At 37.9% G+C, this 20,527-nt stretch carries 20 protein-coding genes and 1 pseudogene; 14 read left to right on the top strand and 7 right to left on the bottom strand.

What is annotated here, in order from left to right:
- Positions 1-310: 310 nt before the first annotated feature.
- Together anmK and ACFX4I_RS18435 are read right to left on the bottom strand one after the other, a co-directional pair.
- The gene (gene anmK, locus ACFX4I_RS18440) at positions 311-1,471 is read right to left on the bottom strand and encodes an anhydro-N-acetylmuramic acid kinase AnmK (RefSeq protein ID WP_377422198.1); all 1,161 of its coding nucleotides are present in this window, start codon (positions 1,469-1,471) and stop codon (positions 311-313) included.
- A gap of 160 nt (positions 1,472-1,631) precedes the next feature.
- Positions 1,632-3,242 (bottom strand): glycoside hydrolase family 10-like protein, encoded by a 1,611-nt coding sequence (locus tag ACFX4I_RS18435; protein WP_377422196.1) that lies wholly within the window; start codon positions 3,240-3,242, stop codon positions 1,632-1,634.
- 329 nt (positions 3,243-3,571) lie between these two features.
- Between ACFX4I_RS18435 and murQ the strand changes: the two genes are divergently transcribed.
- The 10 genes from murQ to ACFX4I_RS18385 all read left to right on the top strand — a co-directional run bounded on the left by murQ (position 3,572) and on the right by ACFX4I_RS18385 (position 12,102).
- Positions 3,572-4,456, top strand: coding sequence for an N-acetylmuramic acid 6-phosphate etherase (gene murQ / locus ACFX4I_RS18430; RefSeq protein WP_377422194.1), 885 nt, complete (start codon positions 3,572-3,574; stop codon positions 4,454-4,456).
- Between the two features lie 41 nt (positions 4,457-4,497).
- Positions 4,498-4,803, top strand: a complete 306-nt coding sequence (locus ACFX4I_RS18425) for a PTS sugar transporter subunit IIB (protein ID WP_061463755.1) — start codon at positions 4,498-4,500, stop codon at positions 4,801-4,803.
- A gap of 49 nt (positions 4,804-4,852) precedes the next feature.
- Positions 4,853-6,142, top strand: coding sequence for a PTS sugar transporter subunit IIC (locus tag ACFX4I_RS18420; protein ID WP_098370661.1), 1,290 nt, complete (start codon positions 4,853-4,855; stop codon positions 6,140-6,142).
- Between the two features lie 72 nt (positions 6,143-6,214).
- Entirely contained in the window at positions 6,215-6,499 is a 285-nt protein-coding gene (locus tag ACFX4I_RS18415) for a hypothetical protein (protein WP_098370660.1), read from the top strand.
- A gap of 40 nt (positions 6,500-6,539) precedes the next feature.
- Positions 6,540-7,886 carry a 6-phospho-beta-glucosidase gene (locus ACFX4I_RS18410; protein WP_377422192.1) on the top strand — a complete coding sequence of 449 codons (1,347 nt, stop codon included), beginning with the start codon at positions 6,540-6,542 and terminating at the stop codon, positions 7,884-7,886.
- Between the two features lie 80 nt (positions 7,887-7,966).
- Positions 7,967-8,296: a PTS lactose/cellobiose transporter subunit IIA gene (locus tag ACFX4I_RS18405; protein ID WP_377422190.1), complete on the top strand. Its 330-nt coding sequence runs from the start codon at positions 7,967-7,969 to the stop codon at positions 8,294-8,296.
- Between the two features lie 15 nt (positions 8,297-8,311).
- Positions 8,312-9,397 carry a DUF871 domain-containing protein gene (locus tag ACFX4I_RS18400; RefSeq protein WP_309518808.1) on the top strand — a complete coding sequence of 362 codons (1,086 nt, stop codon included), beginning with the start codon at positions 8,312-8,314 and terminating at the stop codon, positions 9,395-9,397.
- 60 nt (positions 9,398-9,457) lie between these two features.
- Positions 9,458-10,354: an N-acetylglucosamine kinase gene (locus ACFX4I_RS18395; RefSeq protein WP_283931864.1), complete on the top strand. Its 897-nt coding sequence runs from the start codon at positions 9,458-9,460 to the stop codon at positions 10,352-10,354.
- A gap of 25 nt (positions 10,355-10,379) precedes the next feature.
- A complete protein-coding gene (locus ACFX4I_RS18390) occupies positions 10,380-11,246 on the top strand; it encodes a MurR/RpiR family transcriptional regulator (protein WP_230300670.1) in 867 nt (288 codons plus the stop codon).
- A 127-nt stretch (positions 11,247-11,373) separates the two neighbouring features.
- Entirely contained in the window at positions 11,374-12,102 is a 729-nt protein-coding gene (locus ACFX4I_RS18385) for a GntR family transcriptional regulator (protein ID WP_377422187.1), read from the top strand.
- Positions 12,103-12,287: 185 nt separating this feature from the next.
- Here the strand turns inward: ACFX4I_RS18385 and ACFX4I_RS18380 are convergent, their stop codons facing one another.
- On the bottom strand, positions 12,288-13,490 hold the full coding sequence (locus ACFX4I_RS18380) for an MFS transporter (RefSeq protein WP_230300672.1): 1,203 nt from the start codon (positions 13,488-13,490) through the stop codon (positions 12,288-12,290).
- A gap of 25 nt (positions 13,491-13,515) precedes the next feature.
- Positions 13,516-14,097 (bottom strand): TetR/AcrR family transcriptional regulator, encoded by a 582-nt coding sequence (locus ACFX4I_RS18375; protein WP_230300673.1) that lies wholly within the window; start codon positions 14,095-14,097, stop codon positions 13,516-13,518.
- Positions 14,098-14,522: 425 nt separating this feature from the next.
- On the opposite strand from ACFX4I_RS18375, the gene ACFX4I_RS18370 reads away from it, so the two are divergent.
- The gene (locus ACFX4I_RS18370) at positions 14,523-15,263 is read left to right on the top strand and encodes a VCBS repeat-containing protein (protein WP_377422231.1); all 741 of its coding nucleotides are present in this window, start codon (positions 14,523-14,525) and stop codon (positions 15,261-15,263) included.
- Positions 15,264-15,431: 168 nt separating this feature from the next.
- Here ACFX4I_RS18370 and ACFX4I_RS18365 read toward each other — a convergent pair whose 3' ends face one another.
- Positions 15,432-16,052: an NAD(P)-dependent oxidoreductase gene (locus ACFX4I_RS18365; RefSeq protein WP_377422185.1), complete on the bottom strand. Its 621-nt coding sequence runs from the start codon at positions 16,050-16,052 to the stop codon at positions 15,432-15,434.
- Positions 16,053-16,508: 456 nt separating this feature from the next.
- Here ACFX4I_RS18365 and ACFX4I_RS18360 point away from each other — a divergent pair, with 456 nt between their 5' ends.
- Positions 16,509-17,135 carry a hypothetical protein gene (locus ACFX4I_RS18360; RefSeq protein WP_309519106.1) on the top strand — a complete coding sequence of 209 codons (627 nt, stop codon included), beginning with the start codon at positions 16,509-16,511 and terminating at the stop codon, positions 17,133-17,135.
- A 300-nt stretch (positions 17,136-17,435) separates the two neighbouring features.
- A pseudogene (locus ACFX4I_RS26410) lies at positions 17,436-17,947 on the top strand (transposase); the annotation flags it as partial.
- Positions 17,948-18,215: 268 nt separating this feature from the next.
- Here ACFX4I_RS26410 and ACFX4I_RS18345 read toward each other — a convergent pair.
- Positions 18,216-18,380: a hypothetical protein gene (locus tag ACFX4I_RS18345; protein ID WP_153246145.1), complete on the bottom strand. Its 165-nt coding sequence runs from the start codon at positions 18,378-18,380 to the stop codon at positions 18,216-18,218.
- 275 nt (positions 18,381-18,655) lie between these two features.
- Between ACFX4I_RS18345 and ACFX4I_RS18340 the strand changes: the two genes are divergently transcribed.
- Positions 18,656-19,639: an MBL fold metallo-hydrolase gene (locus tag ACFX4I_RS18340; protein ID WP_377422183.1), complete on the top strand. Its 984-nt coding sequence runs from the start codon at positions 18,656-18,658 to the stop codon at positions 19,637-19,639.
- Positions 19,640-19,999: 360 nt separating this feature from the next.
- Here the strand turns inward: ACFX4I_RS18340 and ACFX4I_RS18335 are convergent, their stop codons facing one another.
- Positions 20,000-20,167: a hypothetical protein gene (locus ACFX4I_RS18335; protein WP_230300677.1), complete on the bottom strand. Its 168-nt coding sequence runs from the start codon at positions 20,165-20,167 to the stop codon at positions 20,000-20,002.
- Positions 20,168-20,527 lie beyond the last annotated feature (360 nt).

The following is a 20,527-nucleotide window of genomic DNA, read 5'->3' as shown; positions in this document are numbered from 1 at the left end:
GAATAGTACGCCATGATTTTCAGGTATTCAAAAAAGAACAGAAGGCACATCAAATTTGGATGTGCCTTCTGTTCTTTTCCAATGGCTAAAAAGCATATGTTCCTTCAATGGCAAATCCAAATCGTGACGTTATTTTCTGCTTCAGAATAAATAATCCAAGTGGGTGGTACGTTTACAGTTATGTACGAGGGCCATCGCTATCATTCTGGTGATTGCCATCTAAGTGAATTTATGACGGATCAAATGAAAAAACCCCCTAAGAAATCCAAGGGGGAAGGGAGACTTTTATTCAACCTATTTTATCTTATGTTTACTTACTAATTCGATGTAAAGGAGGGAAGGTCATGTTTCCAAGGATGACATCGAAGTCAGCTCCGGTAGCCTTGGGAACGTTACTTGTATTACCATGGAAAGTCTCATTTGCAAGTAATGCAAAGGCCACCGCTTCTTTCGCCTCGGAAGAGTATCCCAACTCTTCTTGAGTTAAGACTTGAATAGAATTTCCAAGCATTGATCGAATCATATTTAATAACGTTTTGTTATAGCTTCCACCGCCGCCAATAATCACTTCATCAATATTGGTTTTTGGAAAGATGAAATTTCGATAGTTCTCCACAATGGACTTTGCTGTAAACATCGTTACTGTTGCTAAAATATCTTGACTTGGAAGTGAATCAAACATCTTTAATAGTTTTACTACATATTCCTTGCCAAACAATTCCCTACCAGTTGATTTTGGTGGAGGGCTCATAATATAAGGATGACTGATGCAATAAGATAAAAGTTCGCCATTGATTTTTCCTTGTTTAGCTATGTTACCGCCTTCGTCATAGCTTATATTGAACAATTGGCGGCATACTTCATCAATGATCATATTCCCAGGCCCTGTATCAAAAGCATACATGTCATCAAGAGATGCTTGCTTGGGTAAGACGGTTACATTTCCAATGCCCCCTATGTTTTGAAGTAATCTTCCCTTTACTTCACTTCTATAAAGAATGTATTCGGTAAAAGGAACAAGAGGAGCACCTTGGCCACCAGATGCCATGTCCATCGTACGAAAATTAGAGATTACAAGTGTGTTTGTATCGTAAGCAATTACTGCGGCTTCCCCAATTTGCAAAGTGGAGGGTATATAATTTTGGTCCTTTAAAGGCTGGTGGTAAATGGTTTGTCCATGGGATCCAATAAGATCCAGTTTATTAATGGGAAATCCAGCTTTAAGACAAACTTCCTTTACCGCATTGGCAAATAATTTTCCTAATTTAAAATTCAAACTGCATATTAATTGAACATTGGATGTGTCTGCAGTTAAAGACTGCATAATTTCTTTTTCAATATCTTTTGGAAAAGGGCATGTCATGAACTCAATCATTTCCATTTCAGTCTCGAGTCCACTATTATTCACCCGAACAAGTGCGGCATCAATTCCATCCAGTGATGTTCCGGACATTAATCCAACTATGTACATCGTCATTCCACCCACTTCGATTCTTTTATAATCCTGATTTAGCATCATATGAAACAGTATATGATACTAAGATAAGGCCATTTCAAACAATTTGATATATACCTTACTTCCATTGTTCACTGACATGCGCCTCTTGAACCGTAAAGCTATTTCTTGAAGATTATTTTACTTTTATATTAATCTGTTTAGTTTGTTTACTTTCATTGTGGGTCCGGTCTAAGGCAGTCACAACATATGTGTAAGTCTTTCCATTTTCTACAGTGCCGTCAATAAACATTTGACGTTTATTTTCTTTATGCACTGTGGCAAGTAAGTTCGTTGAGTCTTCTATGTTTCCTTTTTTCTTCCCATCAAAACGATAAATGGCATAATAGGATGCATCTGATTGCTTGTGATCGTGAATTTCAAATTGTATTCCATCTCCTGCTTGTGTTGCCTTGCTCACCTTTGGAGCCTTTGGGGCATGATCATCAATCCAAGGCATGGCAGGAACCAATGCGGGATGCTTATAAATATCCTCGCTTAAGCGATCCGCTATCCCAAGCGGGTTTTTCCGTAAATCTTTGGCACTGAAATGCATGCTTCCATCAAATTCCTTATATGTTCGATTCAGTTTTAACTGGTTTGGCATTTCTTCAGGATTAAACCAGTTTTGGACACCATTGGACTCTGTATTAATTTTATAGTCTCCTTGTCCAATATAGAGTTGAACATTTTTACCTTCGACTTCTTTTGTCCACCAATCAAGAAGTTTTGCATAGTCAGCTACTGGCAATCCTATATTCCAATATAATTGAGGGGCAATATAATCAATGTATCCATTATTGATCCACGTTCTGGTATCCGCATATAAATCATCGTAATTCGTTTGTCCAGCGGCAGTGTCAGATCCTGTGGGATCAACTGCTTTGTTGCGCCAAACTCCAAATGGACTTATACCAAACTTCACATATGATTTTTCTGCCTTGATTTCTTCATTTATATTCTTAACAAGGTTATTTACATTATCCCTTCGCCAATCTTCCACATTTGTAAATCTATCTGCTCCATATTTTTGATAGGAAATTTCATCTGGGAAAGGTACTCCTGCAATCTTGTAAGGATAGAAATAATCGTCCATATGGACTGCATCAATATCATAATTCTTAACAACTTCCATTATTCCATCGATCACAAATCGTTGTACGCCAGGAATGCCTGGGTCAAAGTACAACTGTTGTCCATATGGTCTGACCCAATCAGGGTGCTTTCTAGCAGGATGAGATTCTGGAAGATTATCAATATCCGATAATTCAGCTGTCTTACCTAAAGGCATGGTAATGCGATATGGATTAAACCACGCATGAAATTCCATATTACGATCATGTGCTGCCTCTACCATGAATGCAAGAGGGTCATACCCAGGGTCTTTTCCTTGGACTCCTGTTAAATATTTTGACCAAAGACCGTATTCAGAAGGGTAAAAAGCATCTGCAGTTGGTTTAATTTGCATAACGACAGCATTCATCCCCATTGCTTTTTGTTCATCCAAATATTTTATGAATTCTTCTTTCTGTGCTGATATGGATAAACCTGGTTTGGACGGCCAGTCAATATTTAATACAGTTGCAATCCAAGTTGCGCGCAGTTCCTGTTTTACATAAGTAGTTTGCTGAGGGATAGTCCCCGTTTCTGCATGTGCAATCAAATCGGATGGAAGGAGAAGTGATCCTCCCACCAAAGCGGCTAGCGCCAGTGAACCAAATCTTGTTTTTGTAATTCTTTCATTCATCAATAGTACAACCTCATTTCATAATAATATTTATATTTAATTATTTGTAAGCGTTAACAAATAATGAATATATGAATTTGTCACATATGAATAGTGAGATAAGATTTAAACAATAAAAAGAATCGGAGGTTTGGTTCATATAATGGCTAGTCAATCATTTCTAATTTTTAATAGAAAGATAACAACCATTTAGCTATCTACCGTTTATTTTAAAATTAATTTTTAAAAATGTATACACAATATTGAAATTAATTTTTAATAATGATATATTCTCTATAGCTAAAAAAGTTTCACCACTTTCACCACTGATATAAAAAAGGATGATATGTATGCTAGAGCATTTAACGACAGAGCGTCGTAATGAAAAGACCATGAGTTTGGATGAAATGGGAACACTTGAATTTTTAGAGGTAATGAACGAAGAAGACATTAAAGTTGCCCATTGTGTAAAAAAAGAACTTCCGCAAATTTCTAAAGCCGTGGAGATGATCGTCGAAGCCATGAAAAAAAATGGCAGATTAATTTACATGGGTGCAGGAACAAGCGGGCGCATCGGCTTATTGGATGCAGTAGAATGTCCCCCGACATTCAATACCGATCCTAGTGAAGTAGTGGGTCTTATAGCCGGTGGGGAAAAGGCTTTCATTAAGGCAGTTGAAGGTGCTGAAGACAGTTTTGAATTAGGTCCTGAAGATTTGAAGAAAATCGAATTAACAAACAGGGACGTTGTAGTGGGCATTGCAGCTAGTGGACGCACTCCATATGTTATTGCTGGATTGGAATATGCCAATCAAGTTGGTGCAGGAACTGTGTCGATAAGCTGTAACAAAGGTTCTGAGATAGGTAAGATTGCAAAAGTTGCGATTGAAGTGGTAAACGGGCCTGAAGTCCTGACGGGTTCTACACGTTTAAAAGCTGGAACATCGCAAAAGTTAGTATGCAACATGCTTTCGACCGCCTCAATGGTTGGAGTCGGCAAAGTTTATGGTAATTTAATGGTAGATTTACAGTTAACTAATGAAAAGCTGGTCGAACGCGCAAAACGTATTATCATGGATGCTACTGACTGTAGCTATGAAATTGCAGATGAATTTTTAGAAAAGGCAAATGCACAGCCTAAAATTGCAATTGTCATGATTTTAACGAATGTTTCATATGAAGAAGCCTCAAATCGTTTAGTGAAAGCACAAGGATTCATAAGAAAAACGATTTAAGGCTTTTTATAAAAAAATTAAAAAAATTGGAGGAACAAAGAATGAAAGTATTATTCGTATGCTCAGGTGGAATGTCTAGTGCAATCGTTGTAAGCGCTTTAAAAAAGGAAGGGGAAAAACAAGGTGTAACCATAGAAGTATTGGCAGTCGGCACTCAAGAATTTGATGCAGAAGTACGAAATGGCTGGGATGTTGCAATGGTAGCTCCGCAAGTCAAACATCGCTTCGATGGCTTTAAGGCATCGGCGGATGAAGCGGGTGTCCCATGTGAAGCCATTCCAGCCCAAGCTTACAGCCCTCTTGGCGGACCTAAACTATTAAAACTGGTAACGGAACTAGCAAAATAATAAACTAATTACTATTTCTTTTCACTAAACGTAAAAGGGGAAAACACGAATGGACAAGTTTGTAGCTTTTTTAGAAAATAATCTTTCAACACCTATGGCTAAATTGTCTGAGCAAAAACATTTACGCGCGATTCGGGATGGTGTGGTTTCTGCGTTACCTTTCATCATCTTTGGCAGTTTATTCTTGATCATTGCATTTCCGCCCGTTGCAGCAGATACTGCATTAGGTGAATGGTCTGCAAAACATATCGCTGAAATTTTAATACCATATCGATTAACGATGTTTATCATGACGCTATATATTACTTTTGGTATAGGCTACAGTTTATCTCAAAGCTATAAACTTGATCCGCTATCTGGAGGTTTACTATCATTAGCAGCCTTCTTGTTCACAATTGGTGTAAAGATGATGGATGATGTGGGGTTTGTTTTGCCAATGACAAATCTCGGAGGCCATGGTCTTTTTGTAGGAATGATTGTATCCATTTTTGCTGTCGAAATTTTACGTCTTTGTAAGACAAAGAATATCACAATTAAAATGCCTGATTCTGTTCCAACTTCAGTGGCCCGTTCATTTGAAGCATTAATACCAGTTTCAATTGTACTGCTTGTTATGACTTTAATTACAGTCGTTTTTGCTGTTGATTTACATTCACTTGTCGATAAAGCGGTTGCACCACTCATCAGTGCAGGCGATACATTGCCAGGTGTATTAATTCCAGTATTTTTGATTACATTCTTTTGGTCATTTGGTATTCATGGCGTATCAGTCGTAGGTGCCGTAGCTCGTCCGGTATGGGAAGTATACTTGGGGAATAACTCTGCAGCGGTTGCAGCTGGAAAGGCAATTCCCCACATCGCTCCTGAAACATTCTTCCAATGGTTTATTTGGATTGGTGGGTCTGGTGCAACATTGGGTTTAGTAATAGCCATGCTCTTAACGGCAAAGTCCACCTATAGTAAAGCAATGGGGAAAGCAACAATTGTGCCAAGCATTTTTAACATCAATGAACCTGTCATCTTTGGGATGCCAATTGTACTAAACCCGGTACTGATTATTCCATTTATCATTACACCGCTAATTGGTGCAACACTTGCATATATAGCAACGTCCATCGGACTGGTGAACCCGACATATGTAATGGTTCCCTGGACATTGCCCGCTCCAATAGGTGCCTACCTTTCAACAGGCGGCGATTGGAGAGCCATTGTTCTAGTGATGGTGAATTTAACTATTTCCGTTATTATTTATCTGCCATTCTTTAAGATGTACGATAAAAAGCTTTTAGCGCAGGAAAACATGGTGGAAACAACGGATAATAAAAATATCGCTTTATAAGGAATACCTAAAAGGGAGTTTGGGACTAAATGCTCCAAGCTCCTTTTATGAATTGAGAGGGGGGGAAAGGACATGAATTCTACTTCCAGAATTCACTTTTTTAGTTACAAAAGTGCCTTTCTATTTTTTAGCTTCATTCTTGTTTTTAATTTTATCTTTAACAGATTCATGGATGCCTTTGAGATAAATAAACAATTATCACTATACTTGGGAAATACCTTCGCCATAAGCGCAGGATTGACGATGGTTGTTTGTTTTGTTGAAGGTAAGTTTAAAAACAAGAAACAAGCATCACTATTATTCTTGTCTTTATTAGCGGTAAGCGCACTGGTTTGTTATGCAATCATCTATAAATAAATGAAAAATTCAGGTTAGCTTACAATGAGGTGTTAGGGGAATGGAAATGAAAAACGGGTTGAAGATTGCCACAATTGGTGGAGGCTCCAGTTATACACCAGAATTGATAGAAGGTTTTATTAAACGATATGATGAGTTGCCTATTAGAGAACTGTGGTTAGTGGATATTGAGGCAGGAAAAGAAAAACTGGAGATTGTAGGAACATTAGCAAAACGTATGGTTAAAAAAGCAGGACTTCCAATGGAGATACATCTAACGTTAGACCGCCGTCAAGCCTTGCAAAATGCTGATTTTGTCACAACGCAAATGAGAGTGGGTTTACTTGATGCACGAATCAAGGATGAGCGGATCCCATTGGAATTAGGCTTAATTGGTCAAGAAACAAATGGTGCAGGAGGATTGTTCAAAGCATTGCGAACTATCCCCATTCTTCTGGAAATTGCAGAAGAAATGCAGGAGCTCTGCCCTGATGCATGGTTAATTAATTTCACAAACCCAGCTGGGATGGTAACGGAAGCCCTTCTCCGCTACAGCAAGCATAAAAAAGTCATTGGGGTATGCAATGTTCCATTTAATATGCATATGTCTATTTCTAACATGCTTGGTGTTGATATGAAGAGAGTGCACATAGATTTCGCCGGGTTAAACCATATGGTATTCGGGATGCATGTGTTCGTTGATGATCAAGAAGTCACAGATAAAGTGCTTGATATGCTTGGCAATCCTGAAATTCAACTGACGATGAAGAATATTGCTCCATTGGCTTGGAACCGAAGATTTTTGAATTCTTTAGGAGTGGTGCCTTGCCCGTACCATCGTTATTATTACAAAACAAAAACGATTTTAGAAGAAGAGTTGGAAGCATTCAAATCTGGGGAAACTCGAGCAGAAGTTGTGAAAAAATTAGAAGAAGGTTTGTTTGACCTATACAAGGATGAAACCCTTGACATCAAGCCTCCACAATTAGAGCAACGCGGTGGAGCTTACTATAGCGATGCAGCGTGTAACGTCATTTCTTCCATTTATAATGATAAAAAAGACATTCAAGTGCTAAATGTACAAAACAAAGGATCGCTTACAGATATTGATTATGATTCAGCAGTCGAAGTAAGCTGTATCGTCACCAAAAATGGACCAATTCCTTTGTGTATGGGTAAATTACCCATACAAGTGCTTGGCTTAATTCAACAAATCAAATCATTTGAAAGAATTGGTGCTGAGGCAGCCGTTACAGGTTCTTATGATAAAGCGTTATTAGCTTTAACGATTAACCCGCTTATTCCAAGTGATGACCTGGCGGAAATGGTTTTACAAAAACTTTTAAAAGCGCATCAAGAATACTTACCACGATTCTTCAGTGAAAATGCTGTACCGAACATCAAGTGAATGGTGTTTTAAACAGTAAATATGAATTACAGGAATCCAATGAACCTTCAAAATCTAACATAAAATAGGAGTGTAATGATATGTCAACTGAACTGAACAATAACGAAATGGAGATTTTTGAAATAATATCACATAGTGGAAATGCGAGAAGTTTAGCATTCGACGCACTGAAAGAAGCGGAAGAATTCAATTTTGAAAAGGCAGAGGATCTAATTAAACAAGGTCAGGAAGAATTGAACTTGGCCCATAAAACACAAACCAAACTGATTCAAGCAGAATTAAATGGAGTTCCAAGTGAGAAAACTCTATTAATGATTCATGCTCAGGATCACTTGATGACGGCAATGAGTGAACAAAAGCTAATTGAACATATGATTCGCATTGTAAAAAAGCTAGCTCCACAACAATAAAGAGGTGATTAAATAATGGGTAAACTCGGTATTTCTATCTATCCAGAGCATTCAACCGTTGAAAAAGACATGGAATACATTGCACTTGCACACAAATATGGATTCAAAAAGATCTTTACTTGCCTGCTATCTGTCGAAGGTGACAAAGAGAAGATTTTAAAAGAATTTAAAGAAACAATTCGTTATGCCAATCAATTAAATATGGAAGTGATGGTCGATATTGCTCCCCGAGTATTCGGTTCGCTAGGCATTTCTTATAATGACTTATCGTTTTTTGCAGAATTAGGTGCGTATGGGATCAGGCTGGACATGGGCTTTACAGGTAACGAAGAGTCGATTATGACACATAATCCATATGGTCTCAAAATTGAAATAAATATGAGCAATGCAACAAAATATTTAGAAAATATTATCGATTACAAACCAAATATAGAGAATTTAGTCGGATCGCATAACTTCTATCCTCATCGCTATGCAGGATTGAGCTATCCTCATTTTATAAAATGCTGTGAGTCATTCAAAAAGCATAATATCCGGACGGCAGCTTTTATAAGCTCACATGCAGCAACGTACGGACCTTGGCCTATAATGGAAGGTTTATGTACATTAGAAATGCACCGGGAATTGCCCATTACAACACAAGCAAAACACTTGTATGCGACAGGGTTGATTGATGATGTAATTATTGCAAATGCTTACGCATCCGAAGATGAATTGAAGCAGCTTAGCCTGTTAAATAGCGGTCTGTTAACATTTAATGTTAACCTTCACGAAACCATATCAGCTTTAGAGAAAAAAATAGTATTGGAAGAATTCCATTTTTACCGTGGAGATGTTTCCGATTATCTTATTCGCTCGACTCAATCACGCGTGAAATATAAGGGCGAAGAATTTAAACCAACATATACGCCTGACATTAGACGAGGTGATATTTTAATTGAAAATGAGCTCTATGGACAATATAAAGGGGAATTGCAGATTGCATTGAAGGAAATGAAGAATTCGGGGAAAACAAATGTAGTTGGCCGAATAGCGGAAGAGGAAATTTTTCTCCTCGATTATTTGGAACCATGGGGTAAATTCCAATTCAATGTTAATTGAGAATCTTCTGGGAAGGAAAGGTAATATTCCTTCCCTTTTTTTACTGAATAGGAGAATGATATGAATTATATTATCGGTGTTGACGGCGGTGGCACTAAAACTGAAGCAGTGGCTTATGATTTAGATGGTAATAAAATTAGTGAAGGCATAGCGGGGTTTGGAAACCTGCTTATTAATGAAAAAAAAGCCATCGCTAACATTATACAGGCAATTGAAGAATGCGTAATGCCCATTAACAATGGAAGCTGCCATTACATTTGCTTAGGGTTAGCTGGGTATGGAGGAGTTGAAAATCCGAAGGGCATAAAAAGTGCATTAAACAGGGCATTTAAGGCCCCGTTCACGATTGTAAATGATGCAATTATCGCTCATGCTGCTTTGCTTAAAGGAAATGATGGCATTTTGACCATATCCGGAACTGGATCTGTAAGTATCGGCATCCATAAAGGAATCGAGAAATCGGCTGGTGGCTGGGGACACATCCTTGGGGATGAAGGAAGTGGCTATTGGATCGCCATGCAGGCTTTTATAAAAATGACGAAAGAAGAGGATGAGGGGTATATCTATAGCCAGCTATCCAAGTCAATACTTCATAAACTTGGCTACAACAGTGTTATGGAACTGAAGAAATTCATTTATTCTGCCACGAAATCCGAGATTGCCGCGTTTGTTCCCCTGATTGTCCACCATGCGGTTAAGGGCGATGGTTTCTCGCAAAATATTCTGAATCAGGCTGGGTACCACCTTTCAAAACAAACGCTTGAGGTTATCAAGAAGTTAAAGTTAAGTGAGAATGTTACAATTGCAATAAAAGGTAGCATCTTGACAAATATATCATTGGTGCAAAGCTCTTTCATCAATCATATTAAACTTGAAAACCCAAATGTGAAATTTGTTTTGGAAGACGTATCAGCTACCTTGGGTTGTTATTACATAGCATTGAAGCATTTAAAGTAAGTTTAGATCAAGGAGAGTAAATCATATGCACGTCGAAAATATTATATTGAGAATTGAAAGCTTATTGAGCCAGTTGCCTAAATCAGAACGGAAAATTGCCCAATATATTTTAGAAAATCCAAACGACATTATAAGAATGACGATACATGAATTAGCTGATCATGCCAAGGCAAGCAGTTCGGCTGTAACGAGATTCTGTCATTCTATAAAAGTTAACAGCTTTTCAGAACTGAAGGTATCCCTATCATCCCTGATTTCCCAACCTGAGAAAAAAGGTTTCCATGACATTGAGCCTAACGAAACAATAGCGTCCATTAAAAATAAAATAGTGTCCAACTCTGTCCAAGCTATCCAAGAAACGGCACATTATTTGGATGAGGCCGTTCTTGACAATATCATTGAAACCATGAGGAGTGCAGATGTAATTTATGTCTATGGTTTAGGGGCATCATGGCTCGTTGCTGAAGATATTACTCAGAAATGGTTACGGTTAGGAAAAATTGTAAGTGCCAATCAAGACCCGCATATCACGGCAACTGCACTGGCTGCATCATCAAAGAATACCGTTTTTTTCTGTATTTCCAATAGTGGTGAAACTGAAGAAGTCCTGGAACTCGTTGATATTGCTAAAGCATATGGCATAAAGACAATTGGCTTATCGCGATTGGGGAACAATGGCCTAACTAAAAAAGTTGATATGTCCCTAAATCATGTACGTGCACCGGAGGCTAAATTCCGAAGTGCTGCAACAAGTTCGCTTTTTGCACAATTTCTAACGGTCAGCATTATTTTCTATGCGTACGTTTCAAAATTCTATGATGAAAATAAAAATGAAATTGAACGTTCAAGGGAATCGGTATTGAAATTCACAAAAAGGAATTTGGATACTTAAATGTGAGTCTTATCCTTATCGTGTTTATTAGCATGGATAGGGTCAACGAACGGAATTTTAGCTTGAGATGTTTCCGAACAGGATGCCTTGTAAAATTTCATCACGATGAAAGGAAGATGTACGCTGAATGATCCAAAAGAATTCTCCCAGTCCCATTTATCATCAACTTGAAGAGGAGATTAAAGGAGCGATTCAAAATCTTGAATTGGTGCCAGGAGAGATGATTCCTTCAGAAAAAGAATACACTGAAAAATATGGAATAAGCAGGATGACGGTGAGACAGGCCATTTCTAACCTCGTAAATGGCGGTTATTTATACAGGCAGCGCGGAAAAGGAACATTCGTTGCCCAACAAAAAATGGAGCAACCCTTGCAAGGATTAACAAACTTTTCAGAGGATATGATTTCAAGAGGACTTAAACCAAGTACAGAATTCATCAGTTTTACAGAGGTCAATGCTGATCATGAACTTGCTGCAAAGCTTGAGGTTGAAGAAGGAACTTCTATTTTCGAACTGGAACGTGTGAGGCTTGCTGATCAGTTGCCGATGGCATATGAAAGGCTATACATCCCTAAAGATCTTGCCCCGGATCTAACAGAAGAAATAGCCGTGAGTTCCATTCATGACTATGTTGAAAAAAACTTTGGCTTACAAATCGAGCATGGCAGACAGGTAATTGAAGCCGCCATTGCTCAAAAAAAAGAGGCGGAAATGCTCGAGATAGCCGAAGGTTCCCCTATATTGCTGATAGAACGAAGAATTATCCTAGATACCAATCGACCCCTTGGGGTTGTCAGATCTGTCTACCGTGCAGATCGATATAAATTCAAAATCAATTTGGAGCGGTTGTCATGAGCTAAAAAAAATAGTAGTAAGAATCCCGTTCTTAAAAGATTAATAAAAGCAAATCTAATTTATCTGGAAAAGTTAACCCCCTTGCCCAATATGGACAAGGGGGTTTTTAGTAGAATATCATTTTTCAAGTTTGGGAGTTTTCCAACTCTAAAACGAAAGATACAAATAACAATCCGGGACTTTCATTATTTCGCTAAGCTTTCTGTCAATCGGTTTTCTTTCCAAATGACTGTAATGCCCAGTCCAATGACGATAATGACAGCAGCAAAAAGATAAGGGTAGTGGATGTTTACGTCAAAAAGCAATCCTCCTATAGATGGCCCGGCGATATTCCCTAAGCTCGTATAGGTGGAGTTCATTCCGGCAACGAATCCTTGTTCTTTCCCGGCAGCTTTTGATAAAAATGTCGTCAATGCCGGACGAAGCAGGTCAAATGCAAGGAAGATGAAGCAAGTTACCACTAGAACTGCCAAAAAGCTAGAAATCATAGTGGACGCTACCGCAAAAATGGCACCGACGATTAAACATAATTGGATAAGCTTCTTTTCGCCGAGAATATCCACCAGTTTTCCAAACATAAATACTTGCACAACAACTCCGAAAATAGAGCTTATTGTAATGATAATTGCAATATCCTTCGGCGTGAAACCGAATTTATGATCAGAAAATAGGCTAAACACAGTTTCATAGGCTGATAAGCCAAAAGCGAGTACAAATACGATGATGAACGCAATAAAGTAAAGCGGATTAAGTGATCTTTCTAAATCGCCTATAAAGTTTGTTTGTTTTGTACTGGCAGAAACTTTTGCAAGCTGTTCCTTTGTAAGCGGCTCTTTTAAAATGAATATTGATGAAAGGCATGCTAAAAAAGCAATGGCCGCCGCAAGGAAGAAGGGCAATCGTATACCATATTCTGCAATAAAGCCACCGATACCGGGACCTATTATAAAACCCAAGCTAATGGCAGCTGAAATATAGCCCATTGCTTTTGGTCTTTCCTGGACGGATGTAATATCCGCAACATATGCAGTAACACCCGGCATGATAAAGGCGGCACTTATTCCCCCTAGGATTCTTGATAAATAAAACACCGATACGTTTGTCCCTACACCGAAGATAAGTTCTGAAACACCAAAAAGGAATAAGCCGATGATGATGATTTTCTTTCTGCCGTACCGGTCAACCCAACGACCTGCGAAAGGTGACATAACAAGCTGTGATACCGCAAATACGGCAACCAGATAGCCCATCGTACTTCCTGATAAATGCATGATATTCATAAATGACGGCATAACGGGGATGATGAGTCCAATTCCCAGAAAAGCAATGAATATATTGCTTAGAAGAATAATTAATACCGCCTTTTGATCTTTAATTGGTTTATTCATGTGTTAACACCACTTTCTTTGTGAATCATTCTTGTGAAATACCTCTCCAAAACACTTTCCAAGAGGCTGCCAATTTATCCTTCAGCCGTTTCTCATCATTGCCGTATACAAGCTCCAGCAAAATGGAATCCACTACTCCCAAGAAAGCATAGGTTGGCGTTATGGCTGCATCTTCGACGATTAATTTGGCATTGATCCAATCCTGGAATTTACATTCCAGGATTGCCTGCACCTTTTCCTCGATATCTATGACTTCCTGCCCGATTTCTTTTTCAAGATGCGCTGGCGGAAAAAAGGACATACGCAGCCAAAACTTTATATGCTCATTTTTTTGGAAAAGATCGATGACCAATTGCAGGAATCCATATAAATCTTTTTCAGGATTTTCTGAATCGACTTTACTGAAATATTGGAGTTTCGAAGATAGCTCCGTCTCCTTAGCATCACGTAAAACTTGCAGAAAAAGATCATCCTTGCCTTTAAAATGGGCGTAAATGGATTGCTTTTTCATGCCCACTTCTTCAGCTATTTGAGAAAGGGACGCTCCTTCATAACCATGAATCGTGAAAAATTTTAGAGCGGCTTCCTTAATTTCATTACTTTTCAATAATATCACCTCATAATTTAACGAACGTTCGTCAGTTATAATAGCAAATTAAATAAATATATGCAAGCGAAAAAGTTCAAAAAAGGTATTAGACCACAGTAATCATTGATAAAGGGCCTATATTTGAAAAGGACAATATTGTTGTTTCCAGCAATAGATATGTACTCAAGATTATTCACTAAATTCCCGCATATAATTCATATGGATAATAAAGAGAGACAGGTGGGATGAAGTTGGATACGTATGACATCAGAAAAGTGATCCATTACTATTACACAAAAATACAAGAAACGAATGACCCCTATTATTGGTACTGTTTGGCTGAGACTCAAAGTAGGGCCGGTTTAACAAGTGAAGCGATGCAAACGATTGATAACGCCTTGTCGTTTCCAAATCCTTATCCTTCAAAGCAGGAACTGCTAGACATGCAATTGAACCTCCAAACCGTTCTTTCAAGACAAATGAACTCCATCAGAACAGTCATAGTGACCTCAAAACAGGGAGATATTGATGGGGACGGGACAAAGGACAATGTTTTTCTTACCGCAAATAAAACCCCTGATAGCCCATTTTGGAGGAATGTAACTTTGGTTATCCAAAATGGAAGGACTAATCAATATGAACAAGTTCCCATGAAAAATAACGCAGGATATAATCCGACCCTTTTTCTGGGTGATTTTACAGGTAACAAAGGGGATGACATTTTAGTGGTCATTGATACAGGAGGAAGCGGGGGTTCCATTTATGCGTATGTTTTTTCATATCTTAATGGTCAACTCATGACCATTTTTAATTCAGACGCATTCAATGAAACCTATAAATACGATGTTCATTATGAAAACCAATACAAAGTAAAGGTGAACAGTCATTACCTAAAAGAAGGGTACATTCTTGACCTTACTTATAAGGATAAGGAATATTTATCTGAAATTTATAACAAGAATGGTGTATTGAAGGCGCCGATTGAAGGATGGGTCAATCCTTTATCTGGTTTATATCCGGTTGATTTCAATCGGGATGGCATATATGAGCTCGAAGCGTATCAGAGGATCGCAGGGAGGTACAATGCCGACTCACTGGGATTTGTACAGACCGTATTGAAATGGGACGGGAAAGCATTTACTCCTGACAGGCAAAATGTGGCTATTTTTGGAGGAGAAATATAGCACAATGGAATAGATGGTCATGAACAAGGTACAGGTAAAATCTTCGCCCTAAAGAAACCGGAAAATATTCCTGGCAATGGTTCACCTGACTGTGTTCATTGACGAAGAAAATTGAACCGGCTTTCTATACGATTCAACTTCGAAGGGGATTAATGCATATTGGAATTTTTAGTAGGCGATGCCTACACGTGCTTTTAAAAAATCGTTACTTTTTATTTGGCTAAATGCAAATTCTGCTGTATCCGGAACGGATATTTCAACCCCATCCTTCGGCAAAAAGTCGCCTTCTATACGATATATACCAACTCTTTTTCCATCCGGCAAATACGTAGGACAGACAATTGTCCATTGAAGTGTTGATTGTTTAAGCAAATCGAAAACTTCATGATGTTCTTTCGCTGCACGGGTAGACTTCTGCTTTGATTCACTTGTCTGATAACGCAAAGAATTTGGGATTGTTCTACTTTGGAGGATACCTGCCGTTCCAATGGTAATAATTCGTTGTATACCTTCGTTTTCCATAGCTTCGATAATTAGTGGCATACTTGCTGATAAAGTCGTTGTCCCATCAGTATTAAGTGCACTAATAACTACATCAATTCCATGCATGGCGCGTACGATATCATCTTTATTTAAAACATTACCTGGAATGATTGTTAAATTGGCATTATTTATAGCAATCTTCTCTGGAGTGCGAACTAAAACGGTAACATGATGATTGTCTTGCAGACCATAAATAACTAATTGACTCCCAACTCGTCCAGTTGCACCCAAAATTAAAATATTCATGGAAACGACCTCCTTTTTTTCTAATATAATTATTCCACTAACATTGTATCGTCATTTTCAACTAATGGGGAGTTTTGTGCATTAAATCATTATAATCCAGTGTTTGCTGGCGGTAGCCCATGCCCATCAAGGTATGATACCATAATACCCCAAGAGCATTTTCCCACAATCTTGTTGTGGGTTATATTTTTTCCTCAACATTGAATTCATCCAAAAGCTTATTGTGGATAGCTTAATGAAAGATTACCTATTTCCTGCTTCAGATAAATTAAATAAATTTTTTATAAAATTATTCATATTTAGACAAAATTACTAATTTTTGTTTTATAAAGCCTTTCTAATATGAAATTCTGTTATGTCCAAGCTCACTTATTCCTTTTCCATATACTAATAAAAAAAGGAGGTGAGAAAGTGAGTAAAAGTAAGAATAGCTCTTCACGCAAGGATGAAGAGAAAGTGAGTAATAATGAGCATAGCTCTTTACGCAAAGATGAAGCAAAAATAGGATCGGCACACCAAGAGTGTATTGACCGTGCTTATCGTATTCCCATATTTTTAAGTACGACAACTCATTTAAATGATAACCAACGACAGTTTCTAAACCGTCTAATTTTTGAGATTGAGAATGCTTTGCTTTTTCCACGTACTTTACCTTTAAGCGAAAGTTATCCCGAAGCCATTTTAACCGATATTCGTCGGTTAGTTTCATCAAGCTATGGAATGTTGGCTGTAAACCTCCGTCGTTTTCAAATTAAGACAGTTGGCGTCAATGAGGGACCCCTTCCACCATCCACTCCGTTCTGGGAAGGATCAGTTTATTCACAAGTAGAACCTTCAATGGCTTTTCAATTTGGTCTACCCTTATTATTAGTAAGGGAAGAAGATACTGACGCAAATAATGGAATTTGGGCAGGAGGAATTGCACCACTCAACCTATTTATAGTTTGGCATTCTGAAACTCAAACTGTAGATCAATTCTTTAACACTCCTGAATGGAGATCAGCCTTTGCAAATTGGAGTGCACAAGTAAGAAATGCCTTTTATATACAGACAGAGCCTCAGTTCAAGTACAGATGTGAATGAAACACTGGTACTTTAGCAACAAGTCGAAAATATACAATGTTTAGTTCACCTTTATATATTTTCGACTTATTCACACAAAAACAAATATTTCCTTTTTGTTATCACGAACAAAAAGATTTACTTCATAAAAACAGACTTTATAGAGGAGAGACGGCCGGGTCTGGTAACATCCGAAGGCTTTGCGTATATTTTCGTTAAAATGTTGGCGGGACTCCATCGCCATCAAGCTAAGGTGAATTTGTATCATCATAAAAAAACGCTATTCATTTGTAGAAATATACAGGAATGATGGCGTTTTCTATGAGTTTTTCTGTTTCAGACGAAATGAATCTCTTTTCTCAAGAGTTTCAAAACTACTTATCTCCATCTTCTCTACAACAATTAGCTAAAGAAGTTGGTTTTGTTCAACGTACAACTAAATATCAAGCACAAGAATTAATTGCTTTATGTGTATGGTTTAGTCAACAGTCGCGAGTAACACCACTCACACAATTGTGTAGCCGCCTCGAAGCATCTACAGGTGTCCTCATGAGCCCTGAGGGGTGGGGAGTTCCTCCACGTTTAGTAGGAAAAGCGAGAGAAAATGATAAAACCACCTTCGGTTCCACGGGTCTACTAACCATTCAACCGAAAGGCTTATACATAAGGAATTTAGGGTATTTCTACTTACACGCTTACAGAAAATGAATGATGAAGGTACTTACTAAATCTCACGTTTGAAGTTGAATTCTCGTATATATCGTAAGAATGATGAACCAGAGTTTTTTTGGAATGGGACTGTGAAGAAAGGTACTCTCTTTATTCAGTTAGAACGGAAGAGCTTATGAATCAATTTCAACATGGATGGTTTTTTTGTCATGCGTTATTTTTAGCGTTACCAAAGCAAATTAAAGAGAACATCCTTGTATATTATCTCTTGCGCGCGTACCTTGATGGCGATGTGGCGGTATCCCAAGAAGAAAAACGTTCGTTGATAAAGAAACAAAACGGGCCGCTCAATAGCTTCATGAGGGGCCTATTTAACGTGAAAAAAATATAAAAACGTCTTAAAACAAGTCAATAGCGACCACAATTTTGCCCCTAATATCCCTGTCCTTCTTTCGATTTTAGAAAAGCATCAACGGATTCGTCCAATAATTTTTCCCGATTAGGATCTTCATTGACATCTGTATCCACTTCCATCACGTCGTTTAATCGACTAACCTGACTTTTTGGCTGAGCTGGATTATTTTTTTCTTTTGGCATATAATCTCCTTCTTGAACAGTTATTTTTTATTTAGTATGAACGATTCATCCAATATTCACTAAGATTATTTCTGCTTCTTTCCCAAATTGAGTCCGGTTGTCTTAATGGAAGGTTGAAACAACATACACGATATTATTTCAGTTATCGTTGACTGAATATTATAAATATTGTAATATTTATTTTGCACATTTGTTTTTTTGAAACGAGGTTTTATATTCGAAACAACTGGGTTTTCCTTGTGTACAGTCAAATAATCTGACAGGAGGTTTTTGTTATGAAGAAAAGAATAAGAAATACTTCGTTTGGTTTTTTGTTGGTAGTGACCATAATTCTATTATTATCATTATTTCTTCCTTCATTTGGCCAAACAGCGGTCCAGCAAACCGATTTTAAAGTAACCCTATTAGGTACAGGTTCTCCACTTTTAAGTACATCCCGCTCCGGTCCAGCTACTCTTGTAGAAGTTGGTAATGAAAAACTCCTCTTTGATGCTGGACGCGGAACCGCTTTACAATTATATAAAGCGAATATGTTACCAGGAAGTGTTGATAAGTTATTCCTTACGCATTTGCATTCGGATCATACAATCGGCATACCGGACGTATGGCTTACAGGTTCCTTACCAACAGGAGGAAAAAGAGAGCAAGCATTTAAGATTTGGGGACCTAAGGGAACCGAGAAAATGATGGTACATATGAATAAAGCATTTAAAGCCGATTTGGATGCAAGGGATGACTCTGGAAATGGGAACGTTGAAGGAGCAAGTATTGTCGCAAATGATATCAAGGAGGGTATTGTCTATAACAAAAAGGGAATTGAAGTAATAGCCTTCAAGGTTGACCATAAATCAATAGAGCCGGCTTTCGGTTATCGGGTTAATTACAAAGGACATTCAGTAGTTATCTCAGGCGACACCCGCTATAATGAAAATCTTATAAAATTTGCCAAAGGTGCTGACGTAGTCATTCATGAGGTTGCAGCGGCAAAACCTGATAATGAATCAGAATCAATCGCCAATATACTTGATCTTCACACTACACCTGAGGAAGCAGGTAAAGTCTTTAGCCAAATCCAACCAAAACTTGCTGTGTACTCACATATTGTATTGTTAGGTGGATTAACAGAAGAAAAAGCTATCGATAGAACAAAAAAAACATATGAAGGAACTGTTTTAGTAGGAGAGGATTTGTTGTCCATTGAAATAGGGGACAAGGTTCAAGTACAGCAGCCAGGAAACGAGGCGAACCCGGGGAACTAAAACAGACCAGCTTCAGCTATTTCATGAAAGAGAGGGCTTACTTCAAAGGGAGTTTGCTGATGCAACCTTTTTTCTTATGTTACTAATGGGGCAGGCAGTTTAAAAAAGTGCCGATAGTTGACTCAATTGATAAAATTGGAGAAGTGTTAATTTCAGGTGAAGAACCAGGTGAGATAGACTAACCTGAAGAGGCAAATGAATTATTATTATTTAGGTACACTAGCCTAAATCCAGAAAAGGGCGCTTTAATTTAATAAAAAAAGAGCTTATATTGTACCTGACCAATATGTGCTCTTCTTTATTTTATAGGTTTTTATAATTCACAATGTTCTGAAGGTATATTGAATTAGGAAGTATAAATTAAAGATACCCATTTAATACTGTGCCAAAAAGATCGAATTCAGGATCTTTTGACGGAGTTATTGGAGGAGCTTCGGATTGCCCTATTGAAGAGTTTAAAACAGCCTTACCTTCAACTGACTCTGCAGAGTTTTCGTCATTCTTTTTATGCAATGGGTTATCAATCATACCCAAATCAACTCCTTTTTATAAGATTAACGAATGGTAAGTTATTAATTCCCTAAATATTTTGATTTTATGCTAAAAAATATGATGATGACTGTGATTCGTTGAAATGAACGGGTAAGAACTTGTAAGCAATCGTGCTAAAATTTTTATTACAGGATGCATAATGATTATTTTATGTTCAATAAAAAGATTGGTACCGATTCTTTGATCAGATGAGGGGTGTAATGAGATTCCAAGCAGGATCATTATCGAAATCTGTACATGAATTTTTTTTGTGCATCGCCCTTCTTAGTAGCAAAAGGGTTGAAAAACCATCCCTACGATACACATTGTTAATGGATACTTAGCGATTGGACAAGA

The sequence above is a fragment of the Peribacillus sp. YIM B13472 genome (genome assembly GCF_042788005.1).
GTDB lineage: Bacteria > Bacillota > Bacilli > Bacillales > DSM-1321 > Peribacillus > Peribacillus simplex_E.
Note: the sequence above shows the minus strand (reverse complement) of the source record. Positions and strands in the feature narration are given on the sequence as shown.

Bases quoted from the DNA above. Each gene is read 5' to 3' on its own strand.
- ACFX4I_RS18385 (WP_377422187.1), top strand. From the start codon at position 11,374: ATGATCCAAAAGAATTCTCCCAGTCCCATTTATCATCAACTTGAAGAG.
- ACFX4I_RS18420 (WP_098370661.1), top strand. From the start codon at position 4,853: ATGGACAAGTTTGTAGCTTTTTTAGAAAATAATCTTTCAACACCTATG.
- ACFX4I_RS18400 (WP_309518808.1), top strand. From the start codon at position 8,312: ATGGGTAAACTCGGTATTTCTATCTATCCAGAGCATTCAACCGTTGAA.
- ACFX4I_RS18370 (WP_377422231.1), top strand. From the start codon at position 14,523: ATGCAATTGAACCTCCAAACCGTTCTTTCAAGACAAATGAACTCCATC.
- ACFX4I_RS18405 (WP_377422190.1), top strand. From the start codon at position 7,967: ATGTCAACTGAACTGAACAATAACGAAATGGAGATTTTTGAAATAATA.
- ACFX4I_RS18435 (WP_377422196.1), bottom strand. From the start codon at position 3,242: ATGAATGAAAGAATTACAAAAACAAGATTTGGTTCACTGGCGCTAGCC.
- ACFX4I_RS18340 (WP_377422183.1), top strand. From the start codon at position 18,656: ATGAAGAAAAGAATAAGAAATACTTCGTTTGGTTTTTTGTTGGTAGTG.
- ACFX4I_RS18390 (WP_230300670.1), top strand. From the start codon at position 10,380: ATGCACGTCGAAAATATTATATTGAGAATTGAAAGCTTATTGAGCCAG.
- ACFX4I_RS18415 (WP_098370660.1), top strand. From the start codon at position 6,215: ATGAATTCTACTTCCAGAATTCACTTTTTTAGTTACAAAAGTGCCTTT.
- ACFX4I_RS18410 (WP_377422192.1), top strand. From the start codon at position 6,540: ATGGAAATGAAAAACGGGTTGAAGATTGCCACAATTGGTGGAGGCTCC.
- ACFX4I_RS18425 (WP_061463755.1), top strand. From the start codon at position 4,498: ATGAAAGTATTATTCGTATGCTCAGGTGGAATGTCTAGTGCAATCGTT.
- ACFX4I_RS18395 (WP_283931864.1), top strand. From the start codon at position 9,458: ATGAATTATATTATCGGTGTTGACGGCGGTGGCACTAAAACTGAAGCA.
- ACFX4I_RS18365 (WP_377422185.1), bottom strand. From the start codon at position 16,052: ATGAATATTTTAATTTTGGGTGCAACTGGACGAGTTGGGAGTCAATTA.
- ACFX4I_RS18335 (WP_230300677.1), bottom strand. From the start codon at position 20,167: ATGATTGATAACCCATTGCATAAAAAGAATGACGAAAACTCTGCAGAG.
- ACFX4I_RS18345 (WP_153246145.1), bottom strand. From the start codon at position 18,380: ATGCCAAAAGAAAAAAATAATCCAGCTCAGCCAAAAAGTCAGGTTAGT.
- murQ (WP_377422194.1), top strand. From the start codon at position 3,572: ATGCTAGAGCATTTAACGACAGAGCGTCGTAATGAAAAGACCATGAGT.
- anmK (WP_377422198.1), bottom strand. From the start codon at position 1,471: ATGTACATAGTTGGATTAATGTCCGGAACATCACTGGATGGAATTGAT.
- ACFX4I_RS18380 (WP_230300672.1), bottom strand. From the start codon at position 13,490: ATGAATAAACCAATTAAAGATCAAAAGGCGGTATTAATTATTCTTCTA.